General features: G+C 66.8%; 12 protein-coding genes. 2 read left to right on the top strand and 10 right to left on the bottom strand.

Annotation, left to right across the window (positions count from 1 at the left end; translation table 11 throughout):
- Positions 1–2: 2 nt before the first annotated feature.
- The 4 genes from pstB to DU484_RS05920 form a co-directional block, all read right to left on the bottom strand.
- Entirely contained in the window at positions 3–926 is a 924-nt protein-coding gene (pstB, locus tag DU484_RS05935) for a phosphate ABC transporter ATP-binding protein PstB (protein WP_114605375.1), read from the bottom strand.
- A gap of 2 nt (positions 927–928) precedes the next feature.
- Complete coding sequence (pstA, locus tag DU484_RS05930) at positions 929–2542, bottom strand: phosphate ABC transporter permease PstA (protein ID WP_114605374.1); 1614 nt, start codon at positions 2540–2542, stop codon at positions 929–931.
- On the bottom strand, positions 2542–3669 hold the full coding sequence (gene pstC / locus DU484_RS05925) for a phosphate ABC transporter permease subunit PstC (RefSeq protein ID WP_114605373.1): 1128 nt from the start codon (positions 3667–3669) through the stop codon (positions 2542–2544). Before pstC ends, pstA begins: the two co-directional genes overlap by 1 nt.
- Before the next feature lie 94 nt (positions 3670–3763).
- Entirely contained in the window at positions 3764–5020 is a 1257-nt protein-coding gene (locus DU484_RS05920) for a PstS family phosphate ABC transporter substrate-binding protein (protein ID WP_114605372.1), read from the bottom strand.
- A 159-nt stretch (positions 5021–5179) separates the two neighbouring features.
- Between DU484_RS05920 and DU484_RS05915 the strand changes: the two genes are divergently transcribed.
- Positions 5180–6160 (top strand): halo transducer protein, encoded by a 981-nt coding sequence (locus tag DU484_RS05915; RefSeq protein ID WP_114605371.1) that lies wholly within the window; start codon positions 5180–5182, stop codon positions 6158–6160.
- A 149-nt stretch (positions 6161–6309) separates the two neighbouring features.
- On the opposite strand, the gene DU484_RS05910 is transcribed toward DU484_RS05915, so the two are convergent.
- The 4 genes from DU484_RS05910 to DU484_RS05895 form a co-directional block, all read right to left on the bottom strand.
- Positions 6310–7548, bottom strand: a complete 1239-nt coding sequence (locus DU484_RS05910) for a Zn-dependent hydrolase (RefSeq protein WP_114585243.1) — start codon at positions 7546–7548, stop codon at positions 6310–6312.
- An 86-nt stretch (positions 7549–7634) separates the two neighbouring features.
- Complete coding sequence (locus tag DU484_RS05905; protein ID WP_114605370.1) at positions 7635–8330, bottom strand: thioredoxin family protein; 696 nt, start codon at positions 8328–8330, stop codon at positions 7635–7637.
- Between the two features lie 118 nt (positions 8331–8448).
- Positions 8449–9948 carry an amidase family protein gene (locus tag DU484_RS05900; protein WP_157969507.1) on the bottom strand — a complete coding sequence of 500 codons (1500 nt, stop codon included), beginning with the start codon at positions 9946–9948 and terminating at the stop codon, positions 8449–8451.
- A 142-nt stretch (positions 9949–10090) separates the two neighbouring features.
- The gene (locus DU484_RS05895; protein WP_114585240.1) at positions 10091–10423 is read right to left on the bottom strand and encodes a cupin domain-containing protein; all 333 of its coding nucleotides are present in this window, start codon (positions 10421–10423) and stop codon (positions 10091–10093) included.
- Between the two features lie 257 nt (positions 10424–10680).
- Between DU484_RS05895 and DU484_RS05890 the strand changes: the two genes are divergently transcribed.
- The gene (locus DU484_RS05890) at positions 10681–12117 is read left to right on the top strand and encodes a PAS domain S-box protein (RefSeq protein WP_114585239.1); all 1437 of its coding nucleotides are present in this window, start codon (positions 10681–10683) and stop codon (positions 12115–12117) included.
- Positions 12118–12324: 207 nt separating this feature from the next.
- On the opposite strand, the gene DU484_RS05885 is transcribed toward DU484_RS05890, so the two are convergent.
- Both DU484_RS05885 and DU484_RS05880 read right to left on the bottom strand, forming a co-directional pair.
- Positions 12325–14142 (bottom strand): ABC transporter substrate-binding protein, encoded by a 1818-nt coding sequence (locus DU484_RS05885; protein ID WP_114605368.1) that lies wholly within the window; start codon positions 14140–14142, stop codon positions 12325–12327.
- Positions 14143–14241: 99 nt separating this feature from the next.
- Positions 14242–15225 carry an ABC transporter permease gene (locus DU484_RS05880; RefSeq protein ID WP_114605367.1) on the bottom strand — a complete coding sequence of 328 codons (984 nt, stop codon included), beginning with the start codon at positions 15223–15225 and terminating at the stop codon, positions 14242–14244.
- Between the last annotated feature and the right edge of the window lie 82 nt (positions 15226–15307).

The raw sequence follows: 15307 nt of genomic DNA, 5'->3' as shown, positions 1-15307 counted from the left end.
GGTTAGCCGAACTTGCCCGAGATGTAGTCTTCGACGCGCTGGCTCCGCGGGTCCTCGAATATCTGATCGGTGTCGCCGTACTCGACGAGTTTGCCGCCGGTGAGGAAGACCGCGGTCTGGTCCGAGATGCGGGCCGCCTGCTGCATGTTGTGGGTGACGATGACGACCGTATACTCCTTCGCGAGGTCGTTGATCAGGTCCTCGATCTTGGCGGTGGCGATGGGATCGAGCGCCGACGCCGGTTCGTCCATCAGGATGACCTCGGGGTCGACGGACAGACACCGGGCGATACAGAGCCGCTGTTGCTGCCCGCCGGAGAGGCCGAGCGCGTTGTCGTCGAGGCGGTCGTGCACCTCGTCCCAGAGCGCGGCCTGTTTGAGCGCCCGCTCGACGAGTTCGCGCTCCGCCTCGCTGTCGTCGCGGCCGAGCATCCGGGCCAACAGCCCGGTCTCGATGTCGCCGTGTTTCCGGGGGCCGTACGAGATGTTGTCCCGGATCGACTTCGGGAACGGGTTCGGCGACTGGAACACCATCCCGACCCGCTTGCGCAGTTCCACCAGATTGATGCCGTCCTGGTAGATTTCCTTCCCGTCGAGGCGGACCGAGCCGTCGACGCGGGCGGCGTTGATGCGGTCGTTCATCCGGTTGAGACAGCGAAGGTAGGTCGACTTCCCACAGCCCGAGGGGCCGATGAGTGCGGTGACGCTCTTCTCGGGAATCTCCATCGAGACCCCCTTCAGGGCGTGGTCGTCGCCGTAGTGCACGTCGAGGTCCTCGGCGACCATCTTCGCCTCGCCCCGGAAGTCGTACTCGACCCACTCCGCTCTGGTCTCTTCGACCGTCTCGCCGCTCGTGGTTTCGAGCGGCTGATCGCTGCCGGTCGTCCTGGTCTCCGTCTGACTCCGTGTCTGTCGTGAATCACTCATGGTTAGTCGTGTCTGAGTTGCCGTCGGAAGTAGTAGCGCGCCCCGATGCCGATGGCGTAAAACGAGAGGACGACGGCGAGCAGGACGAGCGCCGTCGCCCACCGGAACCCGGTCGGATCGGAGACGTTGCTTCCCAGGCCGACGCCCGCGGTGATGAGGGCGTACAGCTGGTACGGGAGCGCCGAGGTCGCCTGCAGGAGTTCGGGGTTGGCGACGAACGGCGGCGAGCCCGTGAACTCGAAGCCGCCGACGACGTCGACCGTCTGTGCCCCGGGGACGAAGGTTCCGCCGGCCATCGTCAGCAGAATGGGCGCCGTCTCGCCCGCGATCCGGCCGACGCCGAGGATGACCCCCGTGACGACGCCCGGTAGCGCGGCCGGGAGGACGACGCTGCGGACGGTCTGCCACTTCGAGACGCCGAGTGCCGCGCTCGCGTCGCGGTACTCGTCGGGCACCGAGAGCATCGCCTCGCGGCTCGTGATCAGCACCAGCGGCAGGAGCATGAACCCGAGCGTGAGCATCCCGGCGAGCAGCGACTTCCGGTTGCCAAACCGGGGGATGAGGAAGGCAAAGCCAAAGAGCCCGAAGACGATGCTCGGCGTACTCCAGAGGCCGTTGGTCGCCACCTCGACCGCCTGGGTGAACCGGCCGCGCTCGGCGTACTCGGTGAGGAAGATGGCCGCGCCGACGCCCAGCGGCACCGCGAACAGCACCGCGCCGACGACCAGCCAGACCGTGCCGACGATGGCCGGGAGCACCCCCTGGAAGTCGTTCAGGAGCGCGACGCCGTTCATGACGAACGGGACGTACACCGGCAGTTCGAACGAGCCGAACAGCTGCGGACCGACGCCCGCACCGATCTGGACGCCGGTGAGCAGGCCGGGCAGTCCCTGGACGACGACGAAGGCGATCAGGATGAACAGGAAGGCGATGATGGAGAGCGCGTTCAGGTAGACGAGCACGTACGCGCCCATGTGTCGGCCGCGGGCGCCGAAGCGGCCGTAGGCCTTCGCCGCGGCCCAGCCGCCGTAGAGGGCGCAAAACAGCGTCGCGGCCGGCACGAGGAACTCGGCGGTGATCGACGCCTGCTGTTCCCAGCCGAGGTTCCACAGCCAGCCGGGACCGATGGTTCCGGTGAGGAAGACTAGGCCGACGAAGGCGAGGAGGGCGCCGAGCGGCACCGTCGAGCCGACGTCTTCTCGAGGGACGGCGGTCGCGACGAAGGCCACGCCGCCGGCGACGGCGGCGCCGGCGACGCCACCGGTGACGCCGAGCCCGAGCGTCTCCGAGGCGACCCCGCCACCGATGACGAACCACGGCACCGCGGCGCCGAAGCTCGCGATCAGGCCGGCGCTCGAATCGGGGTCGGTCTCGACGTAGCCGAGTCGCGACCCGACGCCGAAGACGCCCACGGCGACGCCGAGGGCGATCAACAGCCCGCCGAGCAGGGTCACCGTCGGCACGCCGGCGAGGGTGCCGGTGAGGCTCACCCGCTCGAACATCGCCGCCACCGCGAGGACGAACAGGATCGCCGAGAGGCCGACCGTCGCTGCGGCGACGGCGTCGGTCGCCGTCGTGTCGCCGTCGACGAGCCGCGACCCGGTCGCGCCCGCCATCAGGCCTCACCCCCCAGCTTGCTGCGCATCCGCCACTCGATGTACTGCGCGCCGATGGAGATGGCGAGAACGGTGAGAAAGAGGATCACGCCGGCGACGAACAGCGCGTCCATCTGGAGACCGTCGGCCTCGCCGTAGTTGCGGGCGATGAGCGACGTGAGCGTCTCCTGTCCGTAGAAGACGTTCACCAGCGGCTCGGTGAGCCGCGGGACGCCGCGCAACATGACGGTCGCGGCCATCGTCTCGCCGATGGCGCGCCCGACGCCGAGGAGGACCGCCGCGGAGACGCCGGAGAAGGCCGCGGGCAGGGTGATCGAGGTCATGGTCTGCCAGTCGGTCGTCCCGACGGCGAGCGACCCGCTTTTCATCGACTCGGGGACGCTGCTGAGGGCGTCCTCGGCGACCGAGACGACCGTCGGCAGCGCCATCAGCCCGACGACGATGCCGACGAACAGGTAACTCCCCTGACCGGTGGTCTGGAACTGATCCGAAGCCCACGGGCTGAGGATCGTGAACCCGATGAACCCGTAGACGATGGAGGGGATGCCGGCGAGGATCTCGACGCCCGGTTTGACGAACTCGCGGACGACGGCGGGTGCGATCTCCGACAGGAAGAGCGCGGCGGCGACGCCGAGCGGCCCGGCCACCGCCGTCGCGATCACCGTCACCAGCAGAGTGCCGTGGATCATCGGCGCCATCGAGTACCGGATCGGATCCGACACCGCGTCCCACCTAGCCTGGATGAACATCCGCAGTCCCGGCACCTCCACCCCGAACACGGTGGCGGTTTCGTACTGAATGACCGGGACCGACTCCCGGAAGATGAACACGATGATCAGCCCGAGGATCAGCAGGGTCGAAACCGTCATCGTCAGCGTCAGTATCAGCGCGGTCTCCTCCTGGTGACGCACCCAGCCGTACCCCGTCGCCGCGACGAACACGAGGAACGGCAGGACGGTGAGGTTCGACACCGCGAGAAACCCGACGAAGGCCGTCAGGAGGGAGACGGCGATGACCCCGACGACGACCAGCGCCGCGGGGTCGGTATCGTCGACGAAATCACGAACCCGCTGGAACTGCCGCCCCGCGGCCGCGTTCAACCGTTCGGTGCGTGTTACTGATGACATATATCGTTTGTTTGATGTTTTGGGTGGGAGAGTGTCATAAAAATGAGCTGTCGGCGGTCTCGGTCGGCGGGCCGATCCGGTCGTGTCGCCGGAGTTACGGCATGATCAGGTCTTCGGTGGCGAGCGCCGAGACCTGCTCTTTCATCGACTCCAGGTCGCTCGTCGGCAGCGGGATGTAGTTGTTCCCCTCGACGAAGACGGTCTGCCCGAACTCGTTGAGGAACATGTTGATGAACGCGGCCTCGCGGGCGTCGTACCCGCCGCCGTTCGGGTTGTCCTCCTCGATCAGCGTGTACATGTGGAGGTCGCGGTTGAGCGGGTAGTCGCTGTCGAAGATGGTGTTCTCCGCGTCGCGGTCCGGCTCGTAGAGCGTGCCCTCGAAGTCGATGCCGACCGGAACGACGGTCTCGCTGGTGAACGCCAGCGCCATGTACGCGATGGAGCCCTCGTTCTGGGAGACGGCCTGTGCGACCTGCTGGTTCTGCCCGAAGCGGGTGTCGACACCGGGCATCGCGGCGTCGGCGCCGCCGAGCATGTTCAGGCGGAACGAGGTGTCCGTCCCGGAGCCCTCGGCGCGACCGATGGCGTAGATCTCCTGATCGTAGTCGACGCCTTCGATCTGGTTCCAGTTGGTGATCTCGTCCTGGTAGATCCCGCGGACTTCTTCGCCGGTCAGCTGGGTGACGCCGGCGTCGATCACGTCCGAACTGACGACGACAGGCTGGCCGTCGCGGCCGACGACGTTGTCGACGACCTCGCTCTGGGCCTTCTCCTCGCTCCAGTCGAGTTCGGCCGTGATCGGCCCCGAGGAGTTGCCGATGTCGACCAGCCCTTCGGTGACGGCCTCACAGCCGGTTCCCGAGTGGCTCAGGCCGACCGTCGTCGGGAACGGCGGGCTGGAGCGCTCCTCGGTCGGTTCGAAGCCGAACTTCTGGGCGAAGTAATCGGCAAGAAGCATGTCCGGCTCGCCGAGCTGGCTCCAACCGGGGACGGTACTCTCCGAGTTCGATCCCCAGTACTCGCCGTCGCTCGGCGGTGCGTTGGAGTTCCAGTAGGCACTGCCGGTGTTCGAGATTGGGTAGACGGTGGAGGACCCCTCGGCGTTGAGCAGCGAGGTGTTCAGGCCGTCGGTGCCGTCGTCGCTCGATTCCGTCTCCGTCGGTTCGCTGTCCATATCCGATTCGGCTTCGGTGGCCGTGGGGTCGGCCCCGCCGTCGCCGCCGGCGCCGCCGTCGCCCCCGCCCGACTGCCCGCCACAGCCGGCCAGACCGGCGATGCCGACGGCACCTGTCGTCGTGATGAACGCCCGCCGCGAAACTCGACCGCCCTCGGTTCCAGTGTTGTCTGACATCGAGTTGATTTCCCGGAGTTCTCGTAAAGGTCGTTTATATGAGGGGTAGATCCCGGACCCATGCTACAGTGTACCAATCCTTCAGCTATATATGCGAAAATAGTCCTCAGAGACGCTGATACGGAAAATTATAACGCCGCCTCGGCGGAAACGGTTCGTGTGATCGACCACGACGACTCGCTCGACGGGCTGTCGCTAGACGCGGCCGTGGACGGGGTCGTCGCCCGGACCGGCGACGACCCCGACGCGGTTCGGGCGGCGCTGGGACGGGTGACGACGGACGGTATCGTGCGCCGCGAGGCGGTCGACGACGCGCTCGCCCACGTCTCGAAGGTGGTGTCGACCCCCGAGACGCGCGTGGAAAACGCCGGGATGCTGATCGACGACGCTCGCGAGGCCGCCGCGGCGGTCGATCACCTAGACAGCGTGGCCGAGCGTCTCGACGACTTCGAGACGCGACACGCGGCGGTCGCGTCCCGTGTCGACGACCTCGGCGACCAGCTTCAGTCGGTCGTCGACCTCGCGAACGAACCCGACGCCATCTACGAGACGGCGGTCGAGATTCGTCGACTCAACGCCGCGGCCAATTCCGCCCAGCACACCGCCGACAAACTCGGCGTCGACGCCGAGGAGTTCGAGGCGTGGGTCCGGACCCCCGACCGTCGGCTGGCCGCCCTCGACGACGACGCCGACGCGGTCGCGGGCTTCGTCGACGGCGTGGCGGGGACCTTCGACGCGCTCGCGGCCGGGGACGTGGAGGCGGACGTCGACCCCGCCGCCGTCCGGTTCGACGCCGCCCTCAGACACCGGGTCGCGCGGCTCCTGCTCGACGACCTGCGTGCCGAGGTCGACGACCTCCGGGCCTGGCCCGACCCCGGTCCCGACGACGCCCACGGCGCCGTCGACGCCGAGGGCCTCGCAGCCCTCGACGACCGTCTCACGGGCCTCGAGGAGCGATGGCGGTCGATCGACGACCGCTTCGACGGGGGGCCGGCGGCCGCGTGGCGGGACCGCTACGGCGACCGGCTGGCCGACTTCGAGGCCGCGCTCGACGACCACGCCCCGCCGGTCGACTGGCGGGCAGTCGAGTCACTGCTCGGCGAGTACCGCCCGGAGACGGAGAGCGCGGAGTCGGCCTGATCGGGGGCGACGACCCCGCCGACCGATCCTCCCGCTCGGGTGACCCGCCGATCAGCTCTGTCCGTCTCAGACGGGACGTTGTAAGTCAGTACCGGCGGTTCGCCAAGACGGGGCGGCGAACCACCGGTGAACAGTTACACTACTCCGTCTCAGTCGACGCGCCCGGCGAGGTCGAGAGCCGCGTTCGCCAGCACGGACGCCGAGCTGTAGCAGTCCGCCCAGCTCGTGAACTCGTCTTCGGTGTGGCTCTTGCCGTCCTCGCTGACCGAGAAGACCATGGCCGTATCACAGACCGACGCGGTGTGGGTGGCGTCGTGGCCGGCGCCGCTCACCATCCGGCGACCGTCGTAGCCCAGGTCGTCGACCGCGTCCGCGACGGCCTCGACCGGGCGGTCGGGGAAGTCGACGCTCGCCGCCCGCATCGTGTGTTCGATGTCGTAGTCGACGCCCTCGCGCTCGGCGGCCGCCGCGACTTCGGCCTCCATCCGCTCGACGCCGCGGTCGAGGGTCGACTCGTCGGGGTCGCGGATGTCCGTCGTGAACTGCACCGTCTCGGGGACGATGTTGACCGAGTTCGGTTCGACGGTCAGGGAGCCGACGGTGGCGACGGTGCGCTCCCCGAGGGAACCCGGGAGCCGTCGGATCGCCGTCACCACGTCCGACGCCGCGACCAGCGCGTCGTCGCGGTAGCGCATCGGCGTCGTCCCCGAGTGGTTGGCCTGCCCCTCGAAGGTCACTTCCGCCCACCGCAGGCCGACGATGCCGGTGACGATGCCCACGTCCGCGCCCGTCTCCTCCAGAAACGGCCCCTGTTCCGGGTGGAGTTCGAGGTACGCGTGGTACGGCTCGCGGGGTTCGGCCGGTTCGTCACCCCGGTAGCCGATCCGTTCGAGTTCGTCCACCAGTCGAACGCCGTCGGCGTCGGTCTTCTCGTACTCCGCCTCGATGTCGTGAGCGCCGGCCCAGACGCCGCTGCCCTGCATCGCCGGCGGGAACCGCGACCCCTCCTCGTTGGTCCAGTTGACCACCTCGACCGGTCGCTCGGTCTCGATGCCGTCGTCGTCGAGCGTCCGGACGAACTCGATGGCGGCGACCACGCCGAGCGCGCCGTCGAAGATGCCGCCGTAGGGCTGGGAGTCGAGGTGCGATCCCACGAGTACCGGTTCGGCGTCGGGGTCGGCGCCCTCGCGCCGGGCGAACATGTTGCCGAAGGCGTCGACCCGGAGGTCCATCCCCATCTCGTCGGCGCAGTCGGCGAACCAGTCGCGGGCCTCCGCGTCGGCGTCGGAGAGGGTGAGCCGATGGAGGCCGCCACCGTCCGTCCCACCGATGGCCGCCTGTTCTTCCATCGTCTCGACGAGTCGGTCGCGGTCGATGTCGATACGCATAGCCGACCAACGACCGACGGGGAATTAAATGCCCACGGTGGGGGGGGGTGCGCGTCGATCCCGGCGAACGACTCCGACGACCCCGCTCACTCCGCCGACGGCGGCGTCCGCTCGCGGAGCGTCTCGATTTCGGTTTCGAGTCCCTCCGTCGACGGCGCGCCGACGAACCGCGAGTCGACGCGGCCGTCGAGCGTAAACAGGGTCGTCGGCGCGCCGCTCACGTCGAACTCCCGGTCCAGCAGCCGGGGGCAGTCCGGGCCGTACACCGCCAACAGGAGTAGATCGCCCGGCGGTTCGTCGCCGAACAACTCGTCGAAGTCCGACCGGATCGCGTCACAGGGCGGGCAGTCCTCGCGCCAGGCGTACACGACACAGCGCTCGTGAAGCTTGACGAGGCGGACGAGGTCCTCGCCGTCGACGGCGAGAAACGCCTCGGGCGCGCCGTCGGCGCGGGGCGTCCCCGACTCGAACTGTCCGATCACGACCGTGAGCGTGAGCGCCTGCGCCGGCGAGAGGTCGTCCGTCCGGTTCCGGAGGGCGACGTAGCGCGCGAGGAAGTCCGGATCGGTGACCGCAGCCGCCTCGAAGGTGTCCGTCGTCTCCGGATCGTCGGCGAGTTCCGCGACGGCCGCGCTCCGCTCGTCGGGGTCGCGCTCCGCCAGCGTCCGCCGGTGCCGGTCGACCGCCTCCCGGAACGACTCGGTGGGGCGCAGGCCGTCGGAGTCGACGGGTTCGAACACGTCGCGCTCGATGAGTTGCTCGACGGCGTCGGTTGAGGACATACCGTCACCAGCCCGTTCGGGCGTATAAATGGTGCGCTCATACGGATTACTGTAACTGTGTCCCGGTGGTTCGCCGGCCGTTCTGGCGAACCACCGGCACTGACTTACAATAAACCGTTCAGACCGTCGCCACGACGCCCGCCGCGACCGAGAGGAGACGGGCGTCGTCGAACGCCGAACCCAGCAACTGCAGGCCGACCGGGAGTCCCGCCGCGGTGCCGTTCGGCACCGTCACCGCGGGGAGGCGGGTGACGTTCGCAGCGCGCGTGTTCCGGGCGTAGTCGTACGCCCACTCGCCGACCGAATCGATCCGCGGCGCCACGTCCGGCATCGTCGGCAGGAGAAGGGCGTCGACGCCGTCGAGCGCGTCCTCGAAGGCCTCCCGGAGCCGCTCGCGGGCGGCCTGCGCGCGGACGTACGGCCGGCCGTCGTGGGCGTCGACCACCTGCGCGCCCGCGAGGAGTTTGCTCGTATAGAAGTCGCTCAACTCGCCGCTGGCCGCAGCCCGTGCCCGCGCGAACCCGGTCTGGAGCGTCTCGTCGACGCCGCCGCGGCGGTACGGCGCGGCGCCGTCCCGCCAGTGGGTCGCGAGTTCGGTGAAACTCAGCGCGTTCTTGATCGGCCGGGCGTCGTGGAACGACGGGACCGAGACGGTCCGAACGTCGGCGCCGGCGTCTTCGAGGGCGTCGACGGCGGCGTCCGTCCGCTCCTCGACCCGGTCGGCGACCCCCTCGCCCGTCCCCTCGGCGAGGACGCCGATCCGGAGGTCGGCCGGGGCGGGCGGATTGGCGACGGCGTCGCGGTAGCCGCCGACGCGGTACCCCGGACGGCCGGCCGCCGCCAGACTCGCGGGGTCCGACTCGTCCGCCCCCGCCATCGCGGCGACGAGCGCCGCCGCGTCGTCGAGCGTGTTCGTGAACGTCCCGACGTGGTCCTGCGTGTACGTGTTCTCGACGACGCCGGTCAGCGGGACGAGCCCGTAGGTCGGCTTGTAGCCGACGACGCCACAGAACGACGCGGGGATGCGGACGGAGCCGCCGGTGTCGGTGCCGAGGGCGGCGTCGACCCGCCCGCTCGCCACCGCGGCGGCGCTCCCGCCGGAGGAGCCGCCGGCCGTCCGCCCGTCGTCGTGCGGGTTGGTGATGGGCGCGCCGTGGCCGGTCGTCCCGCGGGCGCTCCCCGCGAACTCGTCGCAGGCCGTCTTGGCCGTGATGGCGGCGCCGGCCGCCCGTAGTCGGTCGACGACCGTCGCGTCCGTCGTGGGGACGAACCCCCGCATCGTCGCCGACCCACAGCGCATCGGGACACCGGCGACGGCGATGACGTCCTTGATCCCGACGGCCGTCCCGTCGAGGTGACCGGTCGCCGACGGCGGGACCGAACAGTCGGCCGCGACGGCGCCGTGAGGGTCGTCGGTCGGGTCAGCCCAGGTGCGCGCCCCGGGGTCGGCGCCCGTCGGCGAGGGCGCGTCTTCGACGATGGCGAGGTCGTCGAGGGCGTCTAGGTCGTCGAGCATCGCGTTGACCGTCCCCGTGAGGTCGGCCGCCCGGTCGGCGTCGACGTCGATGCCGAACCGCTCGCCGAGCGTCACCAGTTCGTCCGCGGTGAGGTGTCGCATGGCTACGCCTCGTACGGTCATTGTAAGTCAGTACCGGTGGTTCGCCGAGACGGCCGGCGAACTACCGGAATACAGTTACAGTAACGGTGTGCCCGGTGCAGAGACTGAGTTCGGCAGTTGTTCGCGGGAGCAGATTAGATCTTCAGAGACCTTGGCCGAGGACGGAGTCTTCCGCACTCGCAAAGACGACGAGGGCCGTGATTTCGTCCTCGATGTCGAAAAAGTCGTGTTCGGCTCCCTGTTCCACGTAGACTACGTCACCCTCGTCGACAGCATACCGCTCATCTTCAACGTGGACCATCCCCGATCCGGAGATGATGAAGTAGAGTTCGTCGGTTTTGTGGGCCGTCTTTGGCTCGGGATTGGGGTACTGTGCAAGTTCGACGCTCAGCGCGTCCTTGCTCAGTACTTCCAAGTAGTTCGTGTTTTCCTGTTCGAGTTGGTCGACTAAGTCGCTCGTCGAAACGTGGTTCATCAGGAGAACCTATTCTCTCCATAGCCGATGAATACTTTGATTCCCTGCACAAGCCGTCGCTGTCGAGATCGTGCCCTCGATCCTTCACGATCGTATTGACCTCTCTATTCCGTGTCAGAAGCGGCGTACAAGATGAGAGGATGTACTCAGCAAAATCTTGGTAACTACACCCATATATAGTACAAAGGGTGCTGCTTCCACTGAAGATAGCGCACGAGTTCAAAATGTATACACGTGCACTGGACCCAGTACGACCAATGGAAGACGATACGGCTCTCCGAGAAACCAGTAAACACGGGGCTGACTGGTATCGGACGCTCGTTGAGGAGGTAGATGATCTCGCAACAGTCGTCGATACCGACGGGACGATAACCTACGTCAGTCCGGCCCTCACACGGATTCTCGGCTACGATCCCGACGAAGTGGTTGGCCACGAGGGATTCGAGTTCGTCCATCCCGAGGACCGGGAACGAAACGCCGACGCGCTGGAGACCGTTCTCTCGAACCCGTCTGAATCCGAGACTGTCGAAGTCCGATTCCGCCACGCCGACGGCTCGTGGCGCTGGATCGAGGCCACGATGCGGAATCGACTCGGCGACGACATCATCGATGGGATTCTCCTTAGCAGTCGAGACGTCACCGAGCGAAAGGAGTACGAGCTCGAAGCCCGAGAGCTCGCCGAAGAGTACGAAGCCCTCTTAAACAGCGTTGAGGACGCCATCTTTCTCATCAATGTCGAGGAAAATGGGGATAGTGTCCGATTCGAGTTTGAACGTCTCAGTCCCTCCTACGAGCGCCAGACTGGCATTACAACCGAGGAAGTGCAGGGCCAGACACCACGAACCGTGTTCGGTGAAAAACAGGGAGCTGAGTTAGAAGCGAACTATCACCGCTGTGTCAACGCTGGCGAACCGATCTCGTATCAAGAGGAACTCCGGGTCGGCGAAGGAGCACGCTTCTGGCAGACGAAGCTTGCGCCGGTCATCTCTGAGGGTGAGATAACTCGCCTCGTTGGGGTCACTCGGAACGTGACTGAACGCGTCGAACGGGAGCGACAATTACGCCGGCAGAACGAGCGCCTAGAGGAGTTTGCGAGCGTTATTTCTCACGATTTACGCAATCCGCTCAACGTCGCACAGGGTCGTGCCACGCTCCTTGCCGAGCAGGCAGAAAGCAGTCATCTCGATCCACTCCTGCAGGCGCTCGACCGGATGGAGGCGATCGTCGAGGACACGTTGACGCTTGCTCGCCAAGGCGACACGATATGCGAAACCGAGTCGATCAGTTTGACGGACCTCGTCGGGAAGTGCTGGGCGACAGTAGACACGGACGACGCAACCATCGAGATCATCGACGAAATGACCTTCCAAGGCGATCCCAACCGACTACGGCACGTGTTCGAAAATCTGTTCCGGAACGCTGTTGAACACGGTGGATCCGACGTGACCGTTCGCGTCGGCTGCCACGACGAACGGGGGATCTACGTCGAGGACAATGGGCCAGGAATTCCAGTCGAAAAGCGTGACGAGGTGTTCGAACCGGGGCATTCGTCGGCACAGGGTGGTACCGGTTTCGGGTTGACCATCGTAAAACGAATCGTGGAAGCCCACGGCTGGGAGCTGTCTGTAACCGATGGAACTGATGGTGGAGCACAGTTTGAATTCGAGATGGCGCAACAGGGAGAGTTCGTGTGAGTGTTTAGACAAGCCCCGACCTATGATCGAGAAGTGCGGCCTCAACTGCTGAGCGCAGCGTGTGCGACATAAGCGCCCCGTATTCAGCACGGCTACTGGGAATTGTCATCGATTGAGGATTTCAACAAGACCAGTAATCCGTATCACGGGTGGCGGTCTGCGGCCTGACGACACGAGCCGAAAAACGGCGGGTGGTCGGCGGTTCGACTACGGGTCCAGACCCAGTTCCTCGATGCAGGGGAAGTCCTCGGCCGACGGCACCTCACCCTGGGGCCAAAGCGGGTCGAGGTCCGCGTCCGGCGGGTAGTGCAGGTTGTCGTTGCCGTCCCAGCCCCAGCCGGCGTCTTCGAGCATCTGTCGGGCGACTTCCGGGCTGCCCTGTGGCGACTCGGCCCACCCGGAGAGCATGTCCTCGGGCGGGTACATCGGGTGGTTCTTCGAGATGTACGTCGGGTACATCTCCGCTTCCACCTCGCCGGCCAGCGCCACGTCGATCATCTTCTGGCGGTTCACGGCGGCGTCGATGGCCTTGCGGAACTCGGGGAACTTACACGGCGCCGTGTGGCAGACGTACTGCAGGTTGTAGGAGGTGTGGGTCGCGGCGAACTCCGCCTGCGCGTCGCTGATCTCGTTGTTGACGCGCTGGGCGTTCGGCGGCGAAATCTCCGGGGTGATCATACACTCGCCGGCTTCCAGCGCGGTGATCATCGTCTCCTCGTTGCGGTAGGCCTCGAAGATGATCGGCTGGCTGGCCTCGTAGGTCGGGTGCCCGTCGTGGGGTTCGGTGACGACGCGCTGACCACGCTGGAGCTCCGTCACTTCGAGCGGGCCGGACGAGACGATGGGCGTCTCGAACTGGGCGCCGCCGGGGTTCTCGATGGCGCCAGCCTCCTCGAAGGAGGCCTTGTGGAGGATGCCCCACCGCATCAGCGTCGTGCGGGCGAAGGGGATGTACGGCTCCGTGAAGGTGAACCGGACCGTCTTCTCGTCGGGCGTCTCGATGGCGTCGTACGGAACGGGCGCGGCGCCCGGGTACGCGCCGGCCTCGCCGCCGCGCTTGATCTGTTCGAACGTGAACTTCACGTCCTCGGACGTGACGGGGTCGCCGTTGGTGAACTGCGCGTCGTCGAACAGTTCGACGACGATCTCCTGGGAGTCGACGACGTCGACGGAGCCGAGCAGTTCGGTCAGCTCGAAGTTCTCGTTGTACTTGTGGATCGGCGAGTGGATCATGTGCTGCCACATCGCCTCCGGCATCGAGGCGGAGTGGGTCAGCCAGTTCGACGTCTCGGTGGCGATGGGGTTGATCGCGACGATCAGGTCCTCGCCCCCCGTCGTACTGGATTTGAACGCCCACTCGGCGTTCGAGCGGGCGATCCCGCCGTTGCCGATGCCGCCCATGTCGACCATGTCCGTCCGCCAGGCGCCGATGTTGGCGACCGGCGCGAGGTTCCCGATGGCGCAGTCCTCGGACAGCCGGGCGATGGCCTCGTGCATGCCCTGCTGGCGCTCCTCTTCCGTCTCCGCGGACGTCTGTTCGAGGAGCAGCCGGGTGTACTCACAGTCCGCGTAGTTGGAGTAGTTGCTCTGCCCGTTGGCCCCGGCCCAGTCCAGCCGCATGTTGTTCAGCAGTTCCTGCGGGTCGAGGCGGTCGGCCGCGGGCACCCACCAGGTGAAGGAGATGTTGTTCTGCCGGTTGGAGTCGTTCGCCATCTGGGAGAGCTGGGTCGTGATGCTCACCGGGACGACTTCCATCCCCACGCCGAGTTCCTCGGCGCCGCTGGAGATGATCGGCGCCATCTGCTCCTGTGTGGTCGTGAAGCCGCCGTAGTCCGACCAGTACTCCATCTGGAGCGTCGAGACGCGTTCTCCGAGGTCACCGCCGCCACCGCCACCGCCGCCGCCACCGCCACCGCCGGACTGCCCACCACAGCCGGCGAGACCGGTCGCGCCCGCAACGCCGATTGCCTTCAGTACCGAGCGGCGGTTGAGCCCGCCACCGTCCGCGTCGTTATCGCATGACATACACCGAAGAACCAAACCCGACATGAATAAACTTACCGACGCGAAGAGTCCACACTGCTCCAATAATAAAGGGTGATTAAATGCCGTGATCGAGGGAGGTCAGTCCTCGACGCGGATGCGGGGGTCGATCACCCCGTACAGCAGGTCGATGAGGAAATTCGAGATGATGACGAAGGCGGCGACGACGAAGAACACGAACTGGACGACCGGGTAGTCACGACCGAGCACGGCTTCGACGAGCGTGAAGCCGATGCCCGGCCAGTTGAACACGGTTTCGACCAGCACGAGGCCGCCGAGCGCCCGCGCCAGCGAGACGGGGTAGATGGTGATCACCGGCAGGCTGGCGTGTTTGGCGACGTGGCGGAGGCGCTTGGTGGTCGGCAGCCCAGTCAGGCGGTGATACTCGGTGTAGTCCTGCCCCATCACTTCGACGACGCTCGTTCGCATGATCAGGGAGGGGATGAACAGATACCGACAGACCACGGCCACGAAGGGCAGGACGTAGTGAATCCCGAAGTCGGGCGTGACGTAGGGACCCCACCACGTCCCGGCGTCGCTCCCGCCGGCCGACAGCATCCCGGAGGTCGGGAAGAGGTTGAGCCAGCTGGCGAACACCACGATCAGGACGATGGAGATGAAGAAGGCCGGGAAGGAGCCCGCGCCGATGACGGGGATGAGGCCGAGCTTTTCGAGTCGGCTCCCCCGCTTGCTCCCCGCTATCGTGCCGATGAAGGCCCCGAGGATGTAGGTGAACGTCATCGCGGGAGCGACGAGGATGAACGTGTTGAAGATGCGCATCTTGACGAACTCCCAGACGGGGACGCGGTAGACCGGCGACTCGCCGAGGTTGCCCTGAGCGAGGTTGGAGATGTACCGCCAGTACTGGACGTAGAGCGGCTGGTCGAGCCCCCACTTCGCGCGCAACGCCGCGAGCGCCTCCTCGTTGGCGCCCGCCACCGCCATCTGGGCGGTGAAGTCGCCGGGCATCGACCGGAACATGACGAAGAGGGCGGTGAGCACCAGCCACAGCGTGAACACCGTCTGGAGGCTCCGGACGAGGACGTACCGCTTCATCGACGACATGGCGTACTCACCTCCGCGTTCGGGGGACGGGAGCCGTCGGGGGCGGCCCGTCCGTGCGGTGCGCTCCGTGGCCGTGGCCGGG

Origin of the sequence: Haloplanus rubicundus (genome assembly GCF_003342675.1) — an archaeon.
GTDB classification, from domain to species: Archaea; Halobacteriota; Halobacteria; order Halobacteriales; family Haloferacaceae; genus Haloplanus; species Haloplanus rubicundus.
This window is presented reverse-complemented; position numbering and strand designations above follow the sequence as displayed.